The 20843-nt window shown below is 51.9% G+C and carries 23 protein-coding genes; 17 read left to right on the top strand and 6 right to left on the bottom strand.

The genetic code is table 11. The annotated features are described in order from the left end of the window. The first annotated feature begins 73 nt into the window (after positions 1–73). From ffh to QZJ86_RS16780, 9 genes are all read left to right on the top strand, one after another. The gene (ffh, locus tag QZJ86_RS16820) at positions 74–1429 is read left to right on the top strand and encodes a signal recognition particle protein (protein ID WP_301671638.1); all 1356 of its coding nucleotides are present in this window, start codon (positions 74–76) and stop codon (positions 1427–1429) included. A gap of 88 nt (positions 1430–1517) precedes the next feature. Beyond that, on the top strand, positions 1518–1769 hold the full coding sequence (rpsP, locus tag QZJ86_RS16815) for a 30S ribosomal protein S16 (protein ID WP_301671637.1): 252 nt from the start codon (positions 1518–1520) through the stop codon (positions 1767–1769). A 10-nt stretch (positions 1770–1779) separates the two neighbouring features. After that, positions 1780–2289 (top strand): ribosome maturation factor RimM, encoded by a 510-nt coding sequence (gene rimM / locus QZJ86_RS16810; RefSeq protein ID WP_301671636.1) that lies wholly within the window; start codon positions 1780–1782, stop codon positions 2287–2289. Between the two features lie 8 nt (positions 2290–2297). Beyond that, positions 2298–3038 carry a tRNA (guanosine(37)-N1)-methyltransferase TrmD gene (trmD, locus tag QZJ86_RS16805; protein ID WP_301671635.1) on the top strand — a complete coding sequence of 247 codons (741 nt, stop codon included), beginning with the start codon at positions 2298–2300 and terminating at the stop codon, positions 3036–3038. Positions 3039–3050: 12 nt separating this feature from the next. Then, complete coding sequence (gene rplS / locus QZJ86_RS16800; protein ID WP_301671634.1) at positions 3051–3398, top strand: 50S ribosomal protein L19; 348 nt, start codon at positions 3051–3053, stop codon at positions 3396–3398. A gap of 21 nt (positions 3399–3419) precedes the next feature. Further along, positions 3420–3992, top strand: coding sequence for a methylated-DNA--[protein]-cysteine S-methyltransferase (locus QZJ86_RS16795; RefSeq protein WP_301671633.1), 573 nt, complete (start codon positions 3420–3422; stop codon positions 3990–3992). Beyond that, on the top strand, positions 3992–4876 hold the full coding sequence (gene xerD / locus QZJ86_RS16790; RefSeq protein WP_301671632.1) for a site-specific tyrosine recombinase XerD: 885 nt from the start codon (positions 3992–3994) through the stop codon (positions 4874–4876). Before QZJ86_RS16795 ends, xerD begins: the two co-directional genes overlap by 1 nt. Positions 4877–4878: 2 nt before the next feature. Next, on the top strand, positions 4879–5652 hold the full coding sequence (gene lpxA, locus QZJ86_RS16785) for an acyl-ACP--UDP-N-acetylglucosamine O-acyltransferase (protein WP_301671631.1): 774 nt from the start codon (positions 4879–4881) through the stop codon (positions 5650–5652). Between the two features lie 93 nt (positions 5653–5745). After that, positions 5746–6165 carry a helix-turn-helix domain-containing protein gene (locus tag QZJ86_RS16780; RefSeq protein WP_301671630.1) on the top strand — a complete coding sequence of 140 codons (420 nt, stop codon included), beginning with the start codon at positions 5746–5748 and terminating at the stop codon, positions 6163–6165. On the opposite strand, the gene QZJ86_RS16775 is transcribed toward QZJ86_RS16780, so the two are convergent. The 5 genes from QZJ86_RS16775 to msrB all read right to left on the bottom strand — a co-directional run bounded on the left by QZJ86_RS16775 (position 6166) and on the right by msrB (position 12991). Then, positions 6166–8304 carry a TonB-dependent receptor plug domain-containing protein gene (locus tag QZJ86_RS16775; protein ID WP_301671629.1) on the bottom strand — a complete coding sequence of 713 codons (2139 nt, stop codon included), beginning with the start codon at positions 8302–8304 and terminating at the stop codon, positions 6166–6168. 8 nt (positions 8305–8312) lie between these two features. Then, positions 8313–10673, bottom strand: coding sequence for an EAL domain-containing protein (locus QZJ86_RS16770; RefSeq protein ID WP_301671627.1), 2361 nt, complete (start codon positions 10671–10673; stop codon positions 8313–8315). Next, complete coding sequence (locus QZJ86_RS16765) at positions 10666–11130, bottom strand: YfiR family protein (RefSeq protein WP_301671626.1); 465 nt, start codon at positions 11128–11130, stop codon at positions 10666–10668. Before QZJ86_RS16765 ends, QZJ86_RS16770 begins: the two co-directional genes overlap by 8 nt. Before the next feature lie 164 nt (positions 11131–11294). Next, entirely contained in the window at positions 11295–12599 is a 1305-nt protein-coding gene (locus QZJ86_RS16760; protein WP_301671624.1) for a M18 family aminopeptidase, read from the bottom strand. Then, on the bottom strand, positions 12596–12991 hold the full coding sequence (msrB, locus tag QZJ86_RS16755; protein WP_301671622.1) for a peptide-methionine (R)-S-oxide reductase MsrB: 396 nt from the start codon (positions 12989–12991) through the stop codon (positions 12596–12598). The genes QZJ86_RS16760 and msrB overlap by 4 nt, the downstream gene beginning before the upstream one ends. Before the next feature lie 207 nt (positions 12992–13198). Here msrB and QZJ86_RS16750 point away from each other — a divergent pair, with 207 nt between their 5' ends. Then, positions 13199–14476, top strand: coding sequence for an NAD(P)/FAD-dependent oxidoreductase (locus QZJ86_RS16750; RefSeq protein ID WP_301671620.1), 1278 nt, complete (start codon positions 13199–13201; stop codon positions 14474–14476). A gap of 9 nt (positions 14477–14485) precedes the next feature. Further along, the gene (locus tag QZJ86_RS16745) at positions 14486–14686 is read left to right on the top strand and encodes a YgaP family membrane protein (protein WP_064007949.1); all 201 of its coding nucleotides are present in this window, start codon (positions 14486–14488) and stop codon (positions 14684–14686) included. Positions 14687–14844: 158 nt separating this feature from the next. On the opposite strand, the gene QZJ86_RS16740 is transcribed toward QZJ86_RS16745, so the two are convergent. Further along, positions 14845–15702 (bottom strand): ion transporter, encoded by an 858-nt coding sequence (locus QZJ86_RS16740; protein ID WP_301671619.1) that lies wholly within the window; start codon positions 15700–15702, stop codon positions 14845–14847. Between the two features lie 211 nt (positions 15703–15913). On the opposite strand from QZJ86_RS16740, the gene nifE reads away from it, so the two are divergent. The 6 genes from nifE to fdxB all read left to right on the top strand — a co-directional run bounded on the left by nifE (position 15914) and on the right by fdxB (position 20387). Then, positions 15914–17356, top strand: coding sequence for a nitrogenase iron-molybdenum cofactor biosynthesis protein NifE (nifE, locus tag QZJ86_RS16735; protein ID WP_301671618.1), 1443 nt, complete (start codon positions 15914–15916; stop codon positions 17354–17356). A 1-nt stretch (position 17357) separates the two neighbouring features. Beyond that, a complete protein-coding gene (nifN, locus tag QZJ86_RS16730) occupies positions 17358–18755 on the top strand; it encodes a nitrogenase iron-molybdenum cofactor biosynthesis protein NifN (RefSeq protein WP_301671617.1) in 1398 nt (465 codons plus the stop codon). A gap of 44 nt (positions 18756–18799) precedes the next feature. Beyond that, positions 18800–19231 carry a nitrogen fixation protein NifX gene (gene nifX / locus QZJ86_RS16725; RefSeq protein WP_301671616.1) on the top strand — a complete coding sequence of 144 codons (432 nt, stop codon included), beginning with the start codon at positions 18800–18802 and terminating at the stop codon, positions 19229–19231. 131 nt (positions 19232–19362) lie between these two features. Next, a complete protein-coding gene (locus QZJ86_RS16720) occupies positions 19363–19836 on the top strand; it encodes a NifX-associated nitrogen fixation protein (RefSeq protein WP_301671615.1) in 474 nt (157 codons plus the stop codon). Positions 19837–19844: 8 nt separating this feature from the next. After that, positions 19845–20060, top strand: coding sequence for a CCE_0567 family metalloprotein (locus tag QZJ86_RS16715; RefSeq protein ID WP_301671614.1), 216 nt, complete (start codon positions 19845–19847; stop codon positions 20058–20060). Positions 20061–20069: 9 nt separating this feature from the next. Then, positions 20070–20387: a ferredoxin III, nif-specific gene (fdxB, locus tag QZJ86_RS16710; protein ID WP_301671613.1), complete on the top strand. Its 318-nt coding sequence runs from the start codon at positions 20070–20072 to the stop codon at positions 20385–20387. The last annotated feature ends 456 nt before the right edge of the window (positions 20388–20843 follow it).

Raw genomic sequence — 20843 nt, 5'->3', positions numbered from 1 at the left:
AGCGATCCAATTGTTGTAATCCGTTTGTGTTGGCAAACATTCGCCGGAATCATAGAAAAATAAAGACGCAGATATGTTTGATAATTTATCCGATCGCCTGAGTGGCACATTAAAAAAAATTAAAGGCCAGGGTCGTCTGACCGAGAGCAATATCCAGGACACCATGCGCGAAGTGCGAATGGCGCTTCTGGAAGCTGATGTTGCCTTGCCGGTGGTAACCGATTTTATTGAGCAGGTTACCCAGCGAGCACTGGGTCAGGAAGTCCAAACTAGTTTGACGCCGGGGCAGGCTCTGATCAAGGTGGTGCAATCGGAATTGGTCAAGGTGATGGGTTCCGCCAACGAAGAGCTAAATCTGCGCACCAATCCACCAGCGATCGTGTTGATGGCCGGCCTGCAAGGTGCCGGTAAAACCACGACGGTGGCAAAATTAGGTCGCCACCTTAAGGAAAAGAAAAAGAAAAAAGTCGGTGTGGTCAGCGTCGACGTTTATCGTCCGGCGGCGATTAAGCAATTAGAGACATTGGCCGCTGATGTTGGATTGAAATTTTTCGAAAGCGATGCCAGCGAAAATCCGGTTGATATCGTCAACAGAGCCATAGACGCGGCTAAACGCCAGTTTTTGGATGTGGTGATCGTCGATACCGCCGGTCGTTTGCATGTCGATGACGAGATGATGGCGGAGATTAAGGCGCTGCATGCGGCGATCAAGCCTATCGAGACTTTGTTCGTGGTGGATAGCATGACTGGTCAGGATGCGGCGAATACCGCAAAGGCTTTCCATGATGCCTTGCCCTTAACCGGCGTGATTCTGACCAAGGCCGATGGCGATGCGCGTGGTGGTGCGGCGCTGTCTATCCGGCATATTACCGGCAAACCGATCAAATTTATCGGTGTCGGCGAAAAAACCGATGCCTTGGAGCCTTTCTATCCCGATCGACTTGCCTCGCGCATCCTGGGTATGGGCGATATGTTGTCGCTGATCGAGGATATCGAGCAGAAAGTCGACAAGAAAAAAGCCGAGCAGCTGGCCAAAAAACTGCAAAAAGGCAAGAGCTTCGATTTGAACGATCTGAAGGAGCAGCTAGAACAGATGCAGAATATGGGTGGACTCGGCGCTATGATGGATAAGTTGCCGGGTATGGGCGGTGTGCCCAAGGACATCAAAGACAAAGTCAATGACAAAGATTTGGCGCATCAAATTGCCGTTATTAACTCGATGACCAAGCAGGAGAGGCGTTTCCCCGATCTAATTAAAGGTGGCCGTAAACAGCGAATAGCCGATGGTTGCGGGTTGGATTTGCAGGCCGTGAACCGTGTTCTGAAGCAGCATCAAATGATGGAAAAAATGATGAAGAAGTTCAGCAAGGGCAATATTGCTAACATGATGCGCGGCTTGAAGAGCAATATGCGTGGCATGAGAATGTGATTCTCGTAATTTGTTCTTCACTTATTGTAAAAATCGCGTAGAATAGTTTGATTAAGTTTTTTGATTCAATGTTTTTTAAGGTATCCAAATGGTAAGCATTCGTTTGTCCAGAGGCGGCGCTAAGAATCGTCCTTTCTATCATGTTGTTGTTACCGACAGCAGAAGCAGTCGCGATGGTCGTTACATTGAGCGCGTAGGTTTTTTCAATCCTTTGGCGCGCGGTGGCGAGCAAAGATTGGTTTTGGACAGCGAACGTGTCCAATATTGGAAAACCAATGGTGCTCAACCGACTGATCGTGTTGCTAGATTGATTAAAGACGCCGCTAAAACTGTCGCTTAAAGTCTAAGCTTTGCCGACGAGTGATTATTTGAACGTCGGACAAGTGTCTGGCGTTTTCGGTGTAAAAGGATGGGTAAAAGTGTATTCTTTCACCGATCCCCGCGAAAATATATTGCAGTATTCGCCATGGATTTTGCGGAAAAATAACCAAATCCACGAAGTTAAACTGCTTGGTGGTCGCCGTCAAGGTAGCTTGGTGGTTGCCAACTTGCAGGATATTAACGATAGGGATGCGGCGGCCGAATTGATGGGATCGGATATCCTGATACTCCGACAGCAATTGCCTAAGCCTGATGCCGACGAATATTATTGGGCTGATTTGATTGGGCTTGAGGTGCAAAATCAAGAGGGCTGCAAGTTAGGGAAGGTCGATCATTTGCTGGAAACCGGCGCTAATGATGTATTGGTCGTCGTCGATGGCGATATCGAACGTCTGATTCCATTTTTGCAGCAAAGCACCATCTTGAAAGTCGATCTTGACGGTGGCGTGATTGTCGTCGATTGGGATCCTGATTTTTAAGTCAAGATATGCGGTTCGATGTTGTCAGTCTCTTTCCCGAGATGGTGTCAGATGCGGCTGGTTACGGAGTAACTGGTAGAGCCATCGAGCGTGGCTTGGTTGGGTTGTCCATTTGGAATCCTCGCGATTATACCCACGATAAACACAGAACCGTGGATGATAGACCCTATGGCGGCGGGCCGGGCATGGTAATGAAATGTCAGCCCTTGCTCGATGCGGTCAATGCGGCTAAGCAGCATAAGGTCTTTGCCACCCGTAAAGTAGTTTATCTGAGTCCTCAGGGACGGTTAATTAGTCAGGAATTATTGCAGGATGCCAGTCGCTGCGAACAATTGATTCTTGTTGCGGGCCGCTATGAGGGAATTGACGAACGTTTTATCCAGAACGTTTGCGATGAAGAATGGTCGCTGGGCGATTATGTGATCAGCGGTGGCGAACTGGCGGCTTTGATTGTGATCGACGCAGTTACGCGTTTGATTCCAGGTGTGCTGGGCGACGAGGAATCGGCTAAACAAGACTCGCATGTTGATGGTTTGTTGGACTGTCCGCACTATACCCGGCCCGAGCGCGACGAGTTTGGTGATGTCCCGGAAGTGTTGCTAGGCGGGAATCACGCAGAAATCAAGCGATGGCGCATGAAGCAGGCTTTGGGGCGGACTTGGTTGAAACGGCCGGATTTGCTTGAAAAAATAACGTTAAGCGCAGAGCAGGATGCTTTGTTGAAAGAATTTAGAACTGAAGTTGTTTAATAGGGTGTGGTTATGAGTAAAATTATTGAAGAATTGGAAGCTGAACAGCTGAAAAAAGATGTGCCGGAATTCGGCCCTGGCGATACTGTCGTGGTGCAAGTAAGGGTTACCGAGGGCACTCGCGAAAGATTACAGGCTTTTGAAGGTATCGTGATTGCCAAACGTAATCGCGGTTTGAATTCAGCATTTACCGTCAGAAAAATTTCGCATGGCGTTGGTGTTGAGCGTGTTTTCCAAACCCACAGCCCATCGGTTGGCAGCATCGAAGTTAAACGTCGTGGCGATGTTCGTCGCGCGAAACTGTATTACCTGCGCGATTTGACCGGTAAAGCGGCTCGTATCAAAGAAAGACTTTCTTGATACGGAGAGTAACCTGATCGGTTGCTTCTGATCTATAGGAAAAAGGCGGCCCGAGCTGCCTTTTTTTTTGCCGACAGCAAGAGAATTGTTATGCCGCTAAATATTGTTTGGCAAACCGTTGCGAGCGGGGAAACGTTGGCGGTCAGCGTGCCACTGCTGGACGCCGAGTTGAAGTTAACTCTGGTTGGCGAAGTGGTGATTGACTCATCTTGGCATATCGGCGTTGACTCTACGGAGGCTCTATCTCCGTTGGCGGCACAAGTGCGGCGCTATTTGCTCGATCCGGCAGGTACCGAGCTGAATGTTACGTTGCTAAGTCAGGGTAGCGCCTATAGCAATGCGGTTTGGAAAGCACTATTGGCTATTCCAGTTGGTCAAGCCCAAACTTACTCGGGACTGGCGCGTATGTTGAGTTCGGGGCCAAGGGCGGTGGCCGGTGCTTGCCGTAATAACCCCTATGCCGGGATTATTCCCTGCCATCGTGTGGTGGCAAAAAATGGTATTGGTGGTTTTATGGGGCAGGCTGATGGTGAATTTGTGGAATTCAAGCGCCGCCTACTGGAATATGAACGTAAGGTAAGTTTAGCCGGGTAATGAATTCGGGGCAGACGATAGAGCATTTTTTAAACGCGCTCTGGCTGGAGTTCGGATTGAGCGACAATACCCTGTCGGCCTACGGTAGCGACCTCAGGCTATTCGTGAAATGGGTGAAGGAAAAGGATTTAACGGCGGTAGACGAAGCTTGCATCAAGGACTTTCTGGCTAACCGGCAGCAGCAAGGTATCACAAGCCGTTCCTCGGCCAGGATATTGTCTTGTTTGCGGCGCTTTTACGGTTATATGCTGCGCGAAGGCAAAATCAGCGTCGATCCTACTCAACTAATCGATGCGCCGCAGCTTGGGCGCTCCCTGCCTGGATCGTTGTCCGAAGCCGATGTCGAACTGTTGTTACAGACTCCCGAAATCAGCGATATGCTAGGTTTCAGAGACAGAGCCATGCTGGAGATGTTGTACGCTACCGGTTTGCGGGTTTCCGAGCTGGTCGAGCTCAAATTCAGTCAGATCAACTTTCGGCAGGGGTGTGTCCGTATCGTCGGGAAAGGCGACAAGGAACGTTTGGTGCCGGTGGGCGAGGAAGCCATGGATTGGGCGGAGCGTTATCTGAACGGTGCTAGGCAAGTCACTCTGGGGAACAGACAAAGCGATTATTTGTTCGTGACTGCCAGAGGCAGTTGTATGACCCGGCAGGCCTTTTGGCATATTATCAAACGTTATGCTCAGTTGGCGGGTATCGATAAACACTTGTCGCCTCATACCTTGAGGCATGCGTTTGCCACGCATTTGCTGAATCATGGTGCTGACCTTCGCGTCGTCCAGTTATTGCTCGGTCATTCTGACTTATCGACTACCCAAATTTATACACATATCGCCCAGCAGCGATTGAAAGCATTACATACCCAACATCATCCAAGAGGCTAACCATGACGACACTGATTCATCCAACGGCTTTTATCGAAGCCGGCGCAATATTGGGCGAAAATGTCAGTATTGGGCCGTTTGCGGTGATCGAGTCCGGAGCGGCAATTGGCGCGAACAGCCAGATCGGCGCGCATGCCGTGGTGCATGGCCGTGTCAAAATGGGCGACGGTAACATCCTGCATCCGCATGCCGTACTGGGTGGTTTGCCGCAGGATCTCGGTTTCCAAGCGCAGACCGAGTCGTGGTTGGAAATCGGCGATAACAATGTGTTTCGGGAAGGATTTACCGCGCATCGCGCCACCAAGGAAGGCGGAGCCACCAAGATCGGTTCGGGCTGTTATTTTATGAATAACAGCCATGTTGCGCATGACTGTGCGGTTGGCGATAAGACTATTTTTGCCAACAACGTGGCGATCGGCGGCCATGTCGAAGTCGGCAACAACGTGTTTATGGGCGGGGCTGTAGTCGTGCACCAATTTTGCCGGATCGGCTCTTATGCCATCGTTCAAGGCACCACCGGCATCAACATGGACGTGATTCCCTTTATGCTGATCGGTGGACGCCCGGCCAAACATTATCGGCTCAATATTGTCGGCTTGAGACGGGCCGGAATTGTTGGCGAAAATTACAAAGTATTGTCGGCGGCATTCAGGTTGCTGAAAAATAAAAAAAGCTTGGATGAATTGCAATCTACCGAAGAGCTGCAATACTTAAAGCAGTGGCTGGCAGTCGATTCCAAGCGTGGATTGCATGGTTTTATCGACGTTACCAGCTGATTATTTTAAAGTTTAGTCGGTTGGGTAACGATTATCGGTTTTCGATAACCAAGCTTGCTCACCGTCAAACCAGCTAAAAACACAAGTTTCACCATGAAAATTCAAGTAATCGATAACGTCGGACAAATACAACCGCACCTGTTAATGGCGGAAGCGGATGTTGATTTTTATTCTGACGAGATCCAGGCGCTTAATGCCGCCGAACGATATCAACCCGGATTGATTTTATTGAGTTTTGCAATGCGCGGCAGTGAAACCGCCGACTATACCAACCTATTGCTCCGCGCTAGTCCGTTGAGCAATATAGTCATCATCGGTGATGATCTACGGGAAGAACAAATTCTGGATTGCGTGATGGCCGGGGCTAAAGGCTATCAAAATAGTCAATCTCTGGCCGCGTATATCAACAGGATGATCCGGGCGGTGGCTGCCGGCGAGGCTTGGTTAAGCCGCAAGATCGTAACTTATGTGCTGGATGCCATTCATCAAAATTATCTGGTTCAAACGGTTTAGCTAAAAGTGTATAGCCGCTTCGAAATAGAAAGTTTGTCCAGCGATCGGCAGATTATAGGGGTAGCTGGAAGTCGCCGGCTCCTTGCCATGACTATCTAACAGGTTGCGAGCCGATGCGGTTATATCCAAGTAACCCATCAGCTTTTTAGCGTTTAAAGTCAAATCGACGGTTTCATAATCTTTTAAAACTCGCGTATCGTCCGGGCTGCTAACGCGGTGACCTACCCAGTTGATTTGCGTTTGAATCTGCCATTTCGGCATAAAATTCCAGGCTAGTGCGGTGTAGACATGATGCTCCGGCACATTGCTAACCCGCTCATGGGTTGCTTCGTATCGGGCAAATTGCCAAGCGTAATTACCGCGCAGATTCCAGTCCGGATGAAACTTCCAATCCCATTCGAATTCACTACCGTAGCCATCCTGCCCGAGTGTGTTTTGCTCGGTAAGCGTGGTGGCGCTTGAAATTGGGCCGCTGATTAAATCGTGGATCTCATAATGATATAAATTCAGGGCTGTCCTGAGGCTTTTCGTCGGGCGATAATCAAATGCCAGTTCGGTGGTTTCGATGGTTTCCGGGCGCAAGGTCGGATTGCCCAGGAAAAGCGGGCTATTTTGCTGATATTGCTCCAGGAAGCTGGGTGCTCTATAAGCTTGGCCATAAAGCAGTTTGCCGGTTAACTGTGGATTGATATCCCAAACCAGGGCGGCGCGTGGATTCCAGGTGCTGCCGAAGTCGGAGTAATGGTCGTAACGCAGACCGGTGGTGAGATGCCAATCTTCGGCAAACTGCCATTCGTCCTGGATCGCCATCGACCATATGTCTCTGTGGTGATCGTCTATCAGTGTTAATGGCGTGCCGGTTACATCCTGCAGGCCGCCCGCTACGGCCGGTAAAGGAAAGCGGTCCAGAATGCCGGCACCGTAATTTCGGGCTTCCTGGGTATTCATTTCTTCATAGCGGAAGCCCGTGATCAGGCGTATTAAGTGGTCAGGCAAGCCTTTGTAAATGCTGGTAAATTCGAAGCTTGGGACGGTGTTTTTAAAGCCCGGAATGAAGCGCAGACCGTCCGGAAATGCCACTAGCCCACGAGGTGCAAACGGATTGATGTTGCCGTCCGCTCCGATCGGTAAAATAGCACCAGCCGGAAATCCGTAAATATTGGCGGAGACATCGGTATGTAACAAGCTGGCATGGGCTTGCAGTTCCCAGTCTTCTAAGTCGTCTTCGGTGGAATAACGTACGTCCGCAAGATAATTGCTGCCGTTGCCTTTTCCTTTATTGTCTAAAGCGCCGAAAGCACCGGATCTGAATCCGTAATCCGATTCGTTAAATGCCCAAAATCCTAAATCCCAGTGCTTGCGTTGTAGATTGAGATGGCCGTTCCAGCGCTCATTCTGGTTTTGCATGGGCGCGGGTGCCAGCGATATATTCGTGCCGAGCGCTTGGTCGAGCTGGGTTTGCGCATCGGCGGTAATGACTCGATCCGGATCGATGCCGTTATGGCTATATTGCAGGCTACCAGCCACATCCCAACCTTGCCATTTACCGCCGTATTGTCCCCAGGTACTCTTGGTGTCGGCATTGCCGCCGCGCGCGCCAACGTTAAAGCCGTCTATATCAGCCGCCTTTTTCGTGACGATATTGATCACGCCGGCAAACGCATCAGCGCCATAAAGCGCCGAGCCTGGACCCCTGATCACTTCAACCCGCTGGATGTTCTCGACGGGAATGATCATTCCCGCCATGTGTGTGCCTTGATAAGGTACCGAGAAACGGGTGCCATTGAGCATGAGCAACACTTCGGCATTGGTGTCGTTACGCATGCCGCGCATGGTGTAATTGTAATCGTTCGTCACCGGTTGGATGGTGACATGCATGCCGGGTACGGTTTCCAATACCTCATGTAGTTCGGTTGCGCCCATTGCGGAAATTTGCTCGGCGGTGATGACGCTGGTTACCGCTGCCGAATGCGATATCGGCTTGGCGGTGCCGGAGGCGATGCTGACCGAAATATTCGCTAATTCGGCTGGCGACAAGTCCATCAAGTCGTTCATCGTTTGCTCGGCAAAGGCGGGTTGACCCAGTATGCTCAGTAATAGAGAAGGTTTGAAAAGCCGATTTTTCAGAGTGTCTAACATAATGTCTCTCATAATTCGCGCAAGGGTACAGGTTTGGCAATACCGTAGCCTTGCGCGTAATTCACACCCAAGGTTTGTAACAGATCGAAAATATTCTGGTTTTCCACAAATTCGGCGATAGTCTTTTTGCCCATCACATGCGCCACTTCATTGATCGCTTTAACCATAGTCAAATCCACCCGATCTTCCAAAATATCCTTAACAAATAGACCGTCTATCTTCAGGTAATCGACCGGTAGATTTTTCAGATAAGCAAATGACGATAAGCCGCTACCAAAGTCATCCAACGAGAAAGAGCAGCCTTTTTTGCGTAGCGAATCGATAAATTGCCGGGCGTAGGATAAATTGCTGATCGCGGCGGTTTCGGTAATTTCGAAGCAAATTTTGTGGGTCGGTATCTGCCATTTTTGGAATTGTTCGTCAATAAAGCCCAGCATGGTCTGATCCGATAGCGATAGGCCGGACAGATTGACCGAGCACATTTCCAAGCGCTGCAAAAAATCGGGGGCGGTCGCCAAATATTCGAACAAGCGGGCGATTACCCAGCGGTCCAAGGGGGCGGCCATGTTGTAACGTTCCGCCGCGGGTAGGAAGGCGCCAGGCGGGATGATTTTGCCTTGATCGTCGCGGTAGCGGATCAAGGTTTCAAAATGTAAACCTTCATGGCTATCGGCTATCGGTACAATCAATTGGCCGAATAATTGGAAACGGTTTTGCTCGATGCCTAGGCGGATTTTTTCGACCCATTGCATCTCGCCCTGGCGCATCGTCAATTCTTCGTCGTCCGGACTAAATACATGTACCCGATTGCGGCCTTTTTCCTTGGCGGCGTAACAAGCGGCATCGGCTTCTTTCAACACATCCACCGCGTTGCCGCAGGCGCGATTGATCGGGGCGATGCCGATACTGACGCCAATATTGAAACTGCGGTTTTCCCAAGCAAATTGGAAGTCGCAAACGGCAGTACGCAATTTTTCGCCGGTGATGACGGCCTGGTCCAGTGAGCAGTAGGACATCAGGATGCCGAATTCGTCGCCCCCCAGCCGGGACAGGATGTCCATTTTTCGTATTTGTTGCCTAAGTACCTCGCCGAGTTGTCTCAACAATTCGTCGCCGGCCAGATGGCCGCAAGTATCATTGACGATTTTGAATTGATCCAGATCCAGATAGCACAATACATGTTCGCTATTGTCACTTTGCGCCTGCAGCACCAAGTTTTGAATATGGATATCGAATTGGCGCCGGTTAACCAGGCCGGTCAATTCGTCGTGGCTGGCCTGGTAGGCGATTTTTTCAGACAGGCGCCGGGTTTCGGTAATATCCTCGCAGACCAGCAACAGGTGTTGGCGATGGCTTTCGTCTTTGACTAGGCGCGCGGTTTCCCTCGCCCAAATGATATTGCCGTTGCGGCAGACAATACGGCTTTCCAGCTTATGCACTTTTTCCGGGTGATTGCGGCAATGCTGGAAGAGTTGGTGACAGTTGTTAATGTCTTCGGGATGGGCGAAATTGAAAATCGAACAGCCTTGCAATTCTTCAACGCTCAAACCTAGCTGTCTAGCACCAAAACGATTCACCGATATGATTTGTCCTTGCATGTCCAGGTTGAAGACCATGGTCGGATTATTATCGTAAAGTGCTTGGTAATTGTTTTTGACGCTAACCAGAGCTTTATTCTGAATCTCAACGGTATCCAGCATGTCGTTAAAGGCATCGACCAGAATGCCCATTTCATCGCTACTGTGCCTGGCGGCGCGCAGGGAGTAATCGTGATCGGTGCTGACCTTCTGAGCCGTCCTGGCTAGTTGCGCGATCGGCTTGGCAACCCGGTTTAACAATGGTGCTGTCAGTAGGAAGGTAATGGATAGTGCTACAAACAATACAATCAATACCACGCCGACAAACTTCAGCTCACGCCAGAAAACCGTGCTGAGATCGGACGCCAGAAAAATCGCACCGACAATATCGTTGTCCACCTGCATCGGCTGGTAAACATAGAGATTGAGTCTATCGTAATGGGTATGCAAACCTTCCGAGCTGCTTGGACAGGCATCGGTTTGCTTGTCCAACGAGGTAAAAATCAGGCCTTTTTTGGTGTAAACACAGGCGCTGCGTAGGTCCGGCAGACTATTCAACGACACTAGGTTTTCTTTAGCCAAATTGGCATCGTCAAACATGATGGCGGCCACGCTACGGTTGGCGATCAAGCCGGCTACCGCCAGTAAGTCATCCTGGGCCTTATTTTTGACATCCGAAATGTTAACCGTGACTAAAATCACCAAAGCCAGCAGCATTGAAAATAGGCTGGACGTAATGGCAATCGTAAATAGTTTGGCTTTTATGGAAAGATGGGCGAACAATTCACTCATGTTCGCCTCCTTCCACTAGTGTGGCGACTTCCAGCAGTTTGGCGCTAACATTGAGTCCACTTTGCTTTAACGCCTTAAGGTTGATGTGTAGTTTGACTTTTTCATCGTCTAGCGCGAAGCCTATCATGCCGCCGGATTCGGCAAAGAACGGCTGGCTGCTAACGGTCAATGCTTTTTTCAACGAGCCGATCAACAATACGCCAGGTATGGCGAGGTCCGCACGCTGATCGGTGTTGTCAAAATAGACGATATCGCAATCTTTGGCCTGTTTGGCCGACTCGAATCGGTATAAGCGAATCGGCTTGTCCAGCACGGTTTTGCTTTCTAGCGGATCCAGCAATTTGCCAAAGGGATCGTTGCCTATGATGCAAATATTAAATGTTGGACTGGCTTTTTCCGGCCAGGTGATAAATTTGGTAAAGTTATAAAGGTAGGCTGCCTTTACTTTATATTCCATATTGTTTTCGTCGGCTTGCGACGGATGACTAACGCAGCAACACAGCAGCAGCCATTTGACGAGCACAACGGTGCGCCGCAGCAACAATGCGTCATCAGTGGAAAAGACGGAAACCAAGGTTATTCCCTACCGGATAAAATCATCAGGCAAGGATAGTTGAAAAATTATCGGCTGCTGAAAAATCCCCGCAAGGCCTGAATCATATAGAGATGATCGAGTACACCGGCACTTTCCCGGAGGCTGTGCATGGCCCACATCGGCGAGCCGACATCGACGCTACGGATGCCCAATTTGGCCGAGGCGATCGGGCCGATGGTACTGCCGCAGGGCAAGTCGCCGTGATGCGCGTATTTTTGATAAGGCACTTCCGCTTGTTGGCAAATGCGGATGAAAGTCGCCTCGGAAACACATTCGGACGCGTAACGGTGATTAACATTTACCTTGATGACCGGCCCTTGATTGACGATGACTTTATGGCCGGGCTCGTAGCTGGACGGGAAGTTCGGATGATAGGCGTGAGCCATATCGGCGCTGACCATAAAGCTATTGGCTAACGCGCGCCGGAAATCGTCCGGCTTATTACCAATCGAGTTGGCGATTCTCTCCAATACGTCGGGTAAAAAGCTGCCGGCGGCGCCCTTGCAACTCTCGCTGCCGATTTCTTCGTGGTCGAAAAAAGCGCAAACCAGCGTGTTGCCGCTGTTTAGCGCGTTATCGTCCAGCAATGCGCTCAAGCCGGCATGGCAGGATGCCAGGTTATCCAACTGGCTATCGGCATAAAACAATTGGTCGTCGCCCCAGAATGCGCCTTTCTGAGTGTCGTAAACATTCAGTTCCCAGCTCAAAATTTGCTCGGTGGCGATGCCGCTGGCGCGTTCCAGCAATTGCTTAAACCGGTCGGCGGGTAGTTGTTGTTCGACGCTGGCAGAGAAAATCAGTGGCAACTCGGCTTGCTTTTTCAATTTTAGGCCGTCTTCGTTGACGCCGCGATTCATATGAATGGCCAGGTTCGGCAGCCTTAGCAGAGGTTCGTCGAAACGGAGCAGCCGGCTGGCAATACGACCATCGCTTTCCTGATAGGCAACACGGCCGGCTAGACTCAGGTCGCGGTCGGTAAACGTCGCCAGGATCGGACCGCCGTAGACTTCCACAGCCAGTCGCAGCAGTTTGTCGGAGTCGAGCACGGGTTGCGGTTTGACGCGTAGGCTCGGTGAATCGGTGTGAGCGCCGAGTATCTTGAAGCCGGTTTCCGCCAAATCCTGTTTGCCGATCGCAAACGCGGCGATCGACGAATCGTCGCGGATCACATAGTAACGGCCGCCAGGCACTAGCGACCACGAGTCGCTTTCCTGGATGCGTTGGAATTGGGACGCCTGCAAGCGTTGTTCTATTGTCGCGACCGCATGCCAAGGGCTGGGGCTGGCGTCGATAAAATCCAGCAAATCCCGTACGTGTTCCCGAGCCGTCATGATTTTTTTTCCAGGGTCAGCGCCACGGAATTGATGCAATAGCGCAAGCCGGTCGGTTGCGGACCGTCCTCAAACACATGCCCGAGATGGGCGCCACAGGATTGGCAGGTCACTTCGATTCGCTGCATGCCGTGGCTGGTATCCGGTTGTTGATCGAGGCTGTCAGCATCGACTGGATTCCAGAAGCTAGGCCAGCCGCAACCGGAATGAAATTTATGCTCTGAGGTAAACAGGGCATGGCCGCAGCAGACACAGCGGTAAATGCCGGCGTCGTCGCAATCGGTATATTTGCCGGTAAATGGCGGTTCGGTGCCTTTTTCACGGCAGACATGAAATTGTTCGGGGGTTAGCTTCTCGCGCCAGGCTTGTTCGGGGTCGTGTCGATCGGTCATGGTGTTGTTCCGCAGTGGCTAAGTCTATCGGGCATTGTACTCAGTCTTAATCGGGATCAAAAGCCGCTTAAAAAGCCGAAAATTTCGGTTGCGTATATCATGAAATTCTAATATTCTTGAGTTGCACGGTTTTGAAGCATATAACAACGCTATAAAAATAATAAATACTTCAATAGTGTTCATCTAAACAGCAGCGAGGAGAATGTCATGGCTAGAATCGTAGTGTTAGGCGCGGGCATCGGCGGTGTGCCGATGGCGTACGAAATGAAGGAAATTGTCGGCAAGGCGCATGAAGTGGTGGTGATTTCGGATTCGCCGACCTTCCACTTTGTGCCGTCCAACCCTTGGGTGCCGCCGAAATGGCGCAAACCGGAAGATTTAAAAATCGAACTGGCGCCGGTGATGGCGAAAAAGGGCATCAACTTTATTCAAAAAGCCGCCACTAAAGTGGATCCGGCCAACAATAAAATCGATCTGGCCGACGGCTCTTCAGTCGAATACGACTATCTGGTCATCGCCACCGGCCCACGTCTGGCGTTTGACGAAGTGCCGGGCATGGGTCCGCATGGCGGCTACACCTCCTCAGTTTGTCATGTCGATCATGCCGCGGTTGCCGCACAGGATTGGGACAGATTCATGGATGATCCGGGGCCGATCGTCGTCGGCGCGGTACAAGGCGCCTCCTGTTTCGGCCCGGCTTACGAATATCTGATGATTCTGGAAACCGAACTGCGTAAACGCAAAATCCGCGACCGGGTGCCGATGACCTTCGTGACTTCCGAACCTTATATCGGCCATTTAGGCCTGGGCGGCGTCGGTGACACCAAAGGCTTGCTGGAAAGCGCGCTGCGGGATAAAACCGTCAAATGGATCACCAATGCCAAGGTGGATCGCATCGAAGCGGGCATGATGTATGTCACCGAAGTCGACGACGACGGCAACGAAAAGAAAAAACATGAAGTGCCGTTCAAGCATTCCATGATGCTGCCGGCCTTTACCGGCGTCGATGCGGTGCGCAATAGCGGAGCGGAGGGTTTGACCAATCCGCGCGGTTTCGTCATCGTCGACAAGCATCAACGCAATCCGACTTACAAAAACATCTATTCGGTCGGCGTCTGCGTGGCACTGCCGCCTGTGGAAAAAACCCCGGTGCCGACCGGTACCCCGAAAACCGGCTACATGATCGAATCCATGGTCACCGCGACCGCGCACAACATTCGCGACGAACTGGCCGGCAAGGAGCCTTCCGATATTCCCAGTCTGAGCGCGCTGTGTCTGGCCGATTTGGGCGACAGCGGGGTGGCGTTTCTAGCGGTGCCGCAGATTCCGCCACGTAACACGACCTGGTCGAATCAAGGTAAATGGGTGCATCTGGCCAAAATCGGTTTCGAAAAGTACTTCATGCGCAAAGTCAGAAAAGGCATCAGCGAACCGTTTTACGAACGGATGATGCTGAAACTGATGGGCGTGGTGCGTTTGAAATAGGAGGCGGCCATGTCTATAGATCGTATGGTAATGGCGTTTGCCGGCTCGTTCATCCTGATCAGTTTGGCGCTGGCGCACTGGCATTCGCCGAATTGGCTGTGGTTTACCGCGTTCGTCGGCGCCAATTTGCTGCAAGCTTCGTTCAGCGGATTTTGTCCGATGGCAATTATCTTGAAGAAACTCGGCGTCAAATCGGGTTGCGCGTTCTAAGTTGTTCCCCTCGGTCGAGTCGTCGGCATTCCGCCGCGATTCGGCCCTCTTTTTGTGTAAATCGAATCGACTATACGGCGGCAGCTGAATGGCGAGCCACGGCGGCTTGATTTGATTATTAGGCCGGCTATCGCGGACTGCGGCGGAATCGAGAGTTCTTATTCATCCAGCGGGTGTCCGCAATGTTTGCAATAAGCGGCATCGAAATCATGGCCGGCCGCTCCACAGTCGGGGCAGGCTTGATTGTCGGTTTTATCCTGTTTGCGGCTTTTCATTAATTCCGCGCTGTAAATACCGGTGGGCACGGCGATGATGCCATAACCCATAATCATGATGGCCGAGGCGATCATTTGACCCAGCGGAGTTTTCGGGGCGATATCGCCGTAGCCTACCGTGGTAATCGTGACGATGGCCCAATACACCGAGGTCGGTATGCTGGTAAAGCCGGAGGCGCTGCCTTCCACCACATACATCAAGGCGCCAAACACCACTACCAGCGTCAAAACCACGTATAAAAACACCGTGATCTTCCGAAAACTGTTGGCTAGCGCATCCATCAGAATATGCGCTTCTTGTAGGTATTCGGACAATTTCAAAATTCTGAAAATTCGCAACAAGCGCAAAATGCGCAAGGCCAACATGTATTCGACGCCGGGCATCAGCAAGCCGATATAAGTCGGCAGAATCGACAATAGATCGATGATGCCGAAGAAGCTGCGAACATAGAGCCAGGGCCGGCGGACGCAAACCAAGCGCAGTAAATATTCCCCTGTAAACAACACCGTAAAAAACCATTCCGCCAATAACAGGCTGGATGCGTAGTGTTTGTGCAATGCTTCGACGCTATCCAACATGACCGTGCCTATGCTGAGCAGGATCGCGACAATCAACACGATGTCGAAGGCCCTGCCGGCACGGCTTTCCGAACCAAACACGATTTGATTCAGCGACTCGCGCCAGACCGGCAATGAGGCGCCTTGGTTGTAATGTGATGTTTGCTTGCGTTTTCGTGTCATCGCAGATTGCCGGTAGAAAATTAAGCTGCTGTTTCAGGGGATCAGCATATTTGTGGCTTAGGATTGCTGTCAATTGTAGTCATCATTCCCTGTTAAACGGGTTTTGTCGTATTTGCTACAATTTAAAGTTAATAAAATCAGATAAAAATCAGTGTCTTATCAGATGGCACACCGGTTGCTTTGTTATTTACAAAAAGCGAGGTGTCATGCCATGAAATCGACCAAAGACATTGCGGAATTGCTGGACGAACCGGCTTGCGAGCATAACAAGAAGGAAAAGTCCGGCTGCGCTAAACCTAAACCCGGTTCGGCGGCCGGCGGCTGTGCTTTCGACGGCGCGCAGATCGCGTTGCTACCGATCGCCGACGTCGCTCATATCGTCCACGGCCCTATCGCCTGCGCCGGTAGTTCCTGGGACAACCGCGGCACCCGTTCCTCCGGCTCGGAATTATACCGAATCGGTATGACCACCGATTTGACCGAACAAGACGTGGTGATGGGGCGTAGCGAAAAACGCCTGTTTCACGCCATTAAACAAGCCATCGAAACCTACAATCCGCCGGCGGTGTTTGTTTATAACACTTGCGTGCCGGCCTTGGTGGGTGACGACATCAACGCGACCTGCAAATCCGCCGCCGAACGTTGGGGCGTGCCGGTCGTGCCTATCGATTGCGCTGGTTTTTACGGCACCAAAAATCTGGGTAACCGTATCGCCGGCGACGCGATGGTCAATCATGTGATCGGCACCCGCGATCCCGACCCATTGCCGCTCGGTACCGAACGGCCCGGCATCAAGGTTCACGATGTTAATTTAGTCGGCGAATACAACATCGCCGGCGAGTTCTGGCATGTATTGCCGCTGCTAGACGAAATGGGCTTGCGCGTATTGTGCACCTTGTCCGGCGACGCCCGTTTCCGCGAAGTGCAGACCATGCACAAAGCCGAAGTGAACATGATGGTGTGTTCCAAGGCGATGGTCAACGTGGCCCGCAAGCTGCAACAAAGCTACGGTACACCGTGGTTCGAAGGCAGTTTCTACGGCATTACCGACACCAGTCAGGCTTTGCGTGACTTTGCCAGAGTGATCAACGATCCGGAACTTATCGAACGCACTGAAGCCATCATCGCCCGCGAAGAAAGCCGCATCCGTGAGGCCTTGACGCCCTGGAGAGAGCGATTGAAAGGTAAACGGGTATTGCTGTTTACCGGAGGCGTGAAAAGCTGGTCGGTGATCTCGGCGCTCCAAGATTTAGGCATGGTGGTGGTGGCGACCGGTACCAAAAAATCCACCGAAGAAGACAAGGCCCGTATCCGCGAACTGATGGGTGAAGAAACCCTGATGATCGAAGACGGCAGTCCCAAAGCACTATTAAAAGTGGTCGCCGATTACAAAGCCGACATCCTGATCGCCGGTGGCCGCAATATGTACACCGCTTTGAAGGCACGCATCCCGTTCCTGGACATTAACCAAGAGCGCGAATTCGGTTACGAAGGTTATCAAGGCATGCTGGAACTGGTCCGGCAATTGGCCTTGACCTTGGAAAGCCCCGTTTGGGAAGCCGTGCGGGCGACGCCGCCCTGGCGGACCGGTGGCCTGAAAAAGTCTGCTGCTACGGATATTCCAGCAGAGCCTTTGTCGGCTCAGGCGGCATAACATGGCCAACATCGTCAAACGCAACAAAGCCCTGTCGGTTAATCCGTTAAAGGCCAGTCAGCCTACCGGCGGTTCCTTGGCTTGCCTGGGCTTCGATCGGGCGATTCCGATGCTACATGGTTCGCAAGGTTGCACCGCGTTTGCCAAGGTGTTTTTCGTGCGGCATTTTCGCGAGCCGATCCCGTTGCAAACCACCGCGATGGACCAAGCTAGCTCGGTATTGGGCGCCGATGAGAACGTCGTGGAAGGTATTCGGTCTATCGCCGAGAAATCCAATCCGGCCCTGATTGCGGTGTTGACCACCGGTTTGGCGGAAACCCAGGGTTGCGACGTGCATCGCAACGTCCGCGAGTTTCGCGAACGTTACCCCGAATACGCCCACGTGGCGGTGGTTGCGGTCAATACGCCCGATTTCACCGGCTGCGTGGAAACCGGTTACGCCGCTACGATTTACGAAATCGTCAAGGCCCTGGTGCCGGACGCGGCTAGTGCCGGCACCAAGCCGGGCAATCGCCAGCGCCAGGTCAACTGTTTGGTCAGTCCTATGCTGACGCCGGGCGATCTGGAAGCATTGCGGGATTTGATCGAGCAATTCAATTTACGCCCGGTATTGGTGCCGGATTTATCCGACTCCCTGGACGGTAGCCTGACCGACGACGATTTTTCGCCGGTGACTATTGGCGGTACGCCGGTCTCGGAATTGGCGACCTTAGGCGAAGCCAGAGCAAGCTTGATAATTGGTGCATCCCTGCGTAAGTCCGGCGAGCTGTTGCAGGAAAAAACCGGCGTGCCTAGCCACTATTTCGATCACCTCTATGGCCTGCAAGCCAACGATGCTTTGATCTCGACCTTGGCCGACATCAGCGAAATGCCGGTGCCGCAAAAGATCGAGCGTCAGCGCGCCCAGTTGCAGGACGCGATGCTGGATACTCATTTCATGCTCGGTCAACTGCGGGTTGCCATCGCCGCCGATCCCGATCAGCTAAATGCCCTGATTCATTTGGTGCAAGGCATGGGCGCGGAGGTGGTGACCGCGGTATGCGCCGGCAACACTCCTGTGTTGGCGACGGCGCCGGTGGACAGCATCAAGATCGGCGATTTGGAAGATTTGGAAGTGATGGCGAAAGAGCGCAAGGCGCAATTGCTGATTGGCAACTCGCATGCCGTCGCCAGCGCCGAGCGGCTGGACATCCCCATCTTGCGCATCGGCTTTCCGCTGTATGACATCATCGGCGGTTACCAAAAAACCTGGATTGGTTATCGCGGCACCCGGCAAACCCTGTTCGATCTGGCCAATCTGGTGATCAATTTCGCCCATGAAGAGATCGATCCTTACTACTCGCCGTATGCGCAAAAACCCGAATCCGAACGATTAGCCAGCTCGCCGTCATGTCATTAACGCGCCGTATACAAGTTTTGCATACTCACGAACAGAGGATTTCCATGGAAACCGCCATCAAAGTCGCTTTTGCCACCACCGACATGGTTTATGTGAATCAGCACTTCGGTTCCGCCAAATCGTTTGCCGTTTACGCGGTCGATCCGGAGCAGTCGGAGTTAATGGAAGCCGCCCAGTTTGGCGAGTTGGCGCAGGACGGTAACGAAGACAAATTGTCGGTCAAGATTCAGTTATTGGACGGTTGCGCAGCGGTCTATTGTCAGGCCATTGGCGCTTCGGCGGTCAAACAAATCATTTCGCAAGGCATCCAGCCGATCAAGGTCCACGAAGGCAGCACCATCAAGGATTTGATCGCGGATTTACAGGCCGAAATGAAGGCTGGTCCATCCAGCTGGCTGGCAAAAGCCATCAACCAACATAAGGGACCGAGTCCGGAAAGGTTCAATGCGATGGAAGAAGAGGGTTGGGATGAGTAATTGCGTTTTGCTAGCAGCATATTTTAGCCAGTCAAGTCGGGCAGTGGCTACCGCCTAACCGGAAACAGAGACTTTAACGAATTCAAACAGCTCGGTGGGTTTTACCCACCCAAAAACTTAGGAGAACCACCATGGCACAACCCGCACTCGTCGTCGAAACCGGCGACCCATTCATGACTTCGGAAATCGTCGTCGAAATGATCAAACAACTTCGGGCGCTCGATACCTACGATACTTATGACGGTTGGTCGGAAGAAAAAATCATCGATCCGCTGGTGATGACCAAGGAACGTAAACGCGAAACCCCGATTATCGGCGATCCCGATGAAATCACGCTGGCCAGGGTGAAGGCGTATTACAACTCCATCGCATCCATGGTCGAGAAAAAAGGGGGGCTGATGGCGGTGCCGGTGATCAATATCACTCACGAAGGTTTCGGCCGGGCCCTGGTATTGGTCGGCAAGCTGATCGTGGTCGACAAAGTGTTGCGCGATGTGCACCGTTTTGGTTTTCCCAGCCTGGAAGATATGTCGGAAAAAACCGCGAAGGTTGTCGAAAAAGCTGTCGAGTTGATCGAACAATATAGAGAAGTAGCCGAAGCTTGAGGTGAATTATGAGCGACGAAGAACTTAAAGCACTGGAAAAAGAAGTGAAGAAAACCAAACGTCAGGCCAACGAGGCGGCGTCGGTACTCCACGATTTAATCGAAGATAGACTGCCTGACGCCTATGGCGAATTGATGGGGATTGCTCAGGCGACTTACGATGCTTGCAAAGCCTGGGATGAAGCCAATAAGAAATTCTTGGCTGCCAGCAGCGCGGCGGCTTAGGGGGCGATAATGAGCGATTTTGTAACTGGCGTTACTTTTGGCGGCACGGTCTGGACGCCTTCCTATGTCACAGACATTAATCAGCGTAGTTGCATCGGCTGCGGCCGTTGTTTCAAGGTTTGCCCGCGCGATGTGTTCGATTTAGTCGAAAAAGACGAGGTGTTGTCGGCCGAGGATTTCGGCGACGACTACGGCGACTTTGAGGACGATGACGATAACACCATGGTGATGAGCTTGAAAAACGCCGCCGACTGTATCGGTTGCGAGGCGTGTTCCAAGGTTTGTCCGAAGGATTGTTTTACGCATCAGCATAAGGCTGCGGCTTAAACGTTTTTCAATGTCTCTGCGAGCACTATGTTGTGTCGCTGTCGCGACGATGATTTGAAGCCGGTTCTCGCACCGGCCAGCGAGTAACTTTCTTTTGCTTCGCCTCGGCAACTGCTCCATGCGTTGCCCTAGCTCCTGCATCCATGCAGTCGAAAAGAAAGTCACCAAAGAAAAGGCGACCCGGATGCCGCTTATTCCCTGCGCTCCGAAGCTTTCGACGAGGGTCGACAGAAGGGCCATCCTTGGCCCTCTGCCGACGAGCGGCTTCCTGCCGCTCCCCTCACGGGCTGATCTCGCCGAAAGCTCCGGTGCTCGGCGCGGCATACGGGACGAAAACCAATCCGGTAGGTATGTGGATGTTAAGTAAGCAAAAGTATTTAGCTTCGATCAGCAATGGTGTGTTTCAACCTTTGCTACAAAGGTTGGGGCCGGTTCCCTTATGTCGCGCCGAGCACC

It is taken from the genome of Methylomonas montana (genome assembly GCF_030490285.1).
GTDB lineage: Bacteria > Pseudomonadota > Gammaproteobacteria > Methylococcales > Methylomonadaceae > Methylomonas > Methylomonas montana.
This window is presented reverse-complemented; position numbering and strand designations above follow the sequence as displayed.

Coding starts and splice junctions, on each gene's coding strand:
- ffh (WP_301671638.1), top strand. CDS start 74: ATGTTTGATAATTTATCCGATCGCCTGAGTGGCACATTAAAAAAAATT.
- rpsP (WP_301671637.1), top strand. CDS start 1,518: ATGGTAAGCATTCGTTTGTCCAGAGGCGGCGCTAAGAATCGTCCTTTC.
- trmD (WP_301671635.1), top strand. CDS start 2,298: ATGCGGTTCGATGTTGTCAGTCTCTTTCCCGAGATGGTGTCAGATGCG.
- rplS (WP_301671634.1), top strand. CDS start 3,051: ATGAGTAAAATTATTGAAGAATTGGAAGCTGAACAGCTGAAAAAAGAT.
- xerD (WP_301671632.1), top strand. CDS start 3,992: ATGAATTCGGGGCAGACGATAGAGCATTTTTTAAACGCGCTCTGGCTG.
- lpxA (WP_301671631.1), top strand. CDS start 4,879: ATGACGACACTGATTCATCCAACGGCTTTTATCGAAGCCGGCGCAATA.
- QZJ86_RS16780 (WP_301671630.1), top strand. CDS start 5,746: ATGAAAATTCAAGTAATCGATAACGTCGGACAAATACAACCGCACCTG.
- QZJ86_RS16775 (WP_301671629.1), bottom strand. CDS start 8,304: ATGTTAGACACTCTGAAAAATCGGCTTTTCAAACCTTCTCTATTACTG.
- QZJ86_RS16770 (WP_301671627.1), bottom strand. CDS start 10,673: ATGAGTGAATTGTTCGCCCATCTTTCCATAAAAGCCAAACTATTTACG.
- QZJ86_RS16765 (WP_301671626.1), bottom strand. CDS start 11,130: ATGGAATATAAAGTAAAGGCAGCCTACCTTTATAACTTTACCAAATTT.
- QZJ86_RS16760 (WP_301671624.1), bottom strand. CDS start 12,599: ATGACGGCTCGGGAACACGTACGGGATTTGCTGGATTTTATCGACGCC.
- msrB (WP_301671622.1), bottom strand. CDS start 12,991: ATGACCGATCGACACGACCCCGAACAAGCCTGGCGCGAGAAGCTAACC.
- QZJ86_RS16750 (WP_301671620.1), top strand. CDS start 13,199: ATGGCTAGAATCGTAGTGTTAGGCGCGGGCATCGGCGGTGTGCCGATG.
- QZJ86_RS16745 (WP_064007949.1), top strand. CDS start 14,486: ATGTCTATAGATCGTATGGTAATGGCGTTTGCCGGCTCGTTCATCCTG.
- QZJ86_RS16740 (WP_301671619.1), bottom strand. CDS start 15,702: ATGACACGAAAACGCAAGCAAACATCACATTACAACCAAGGCGCCTCA.
- nifE (WP_301671618.1), top strand. CDS start 15,914: ATGAAATCGACCAAAGACATTGCGGAATTGCTGGACGAACCGGCTTGC.
- nifN (WP_301671617.1), top strand. CDS start 17,358: ATGGCCAACATCGTCAAACGCAACAAAGCCCTGTCGGTTAATCCGTTA.
- nifX (WP_301671616.1), top strand. CDS start 18,800: ATGGAAACCGCCATCAAAGTCGCTTTTGCCACCACCGACATGGTTTAT.
- QZJ86_RS16720 (WP_301671615.1), top strand. CDS start 19,363: ATGGCACAACCCGCACTCGTCGTCGAAACCGGCGACCCATTCATGACT.
- QZJ86_RS16715 (WP_301671614.1), top strand. CDS start 19,845: ATGAGCGACGAAGAACTTAAAGCACTGGAAAAAGAAGTGAAGAAAACC.
- fdxB (WP_301671613.1), top strand. CDS start 20,070: ATGAGCGATTTTGTAACTGGCGTTACTTTTGGCGGCACGGTCTGGACG.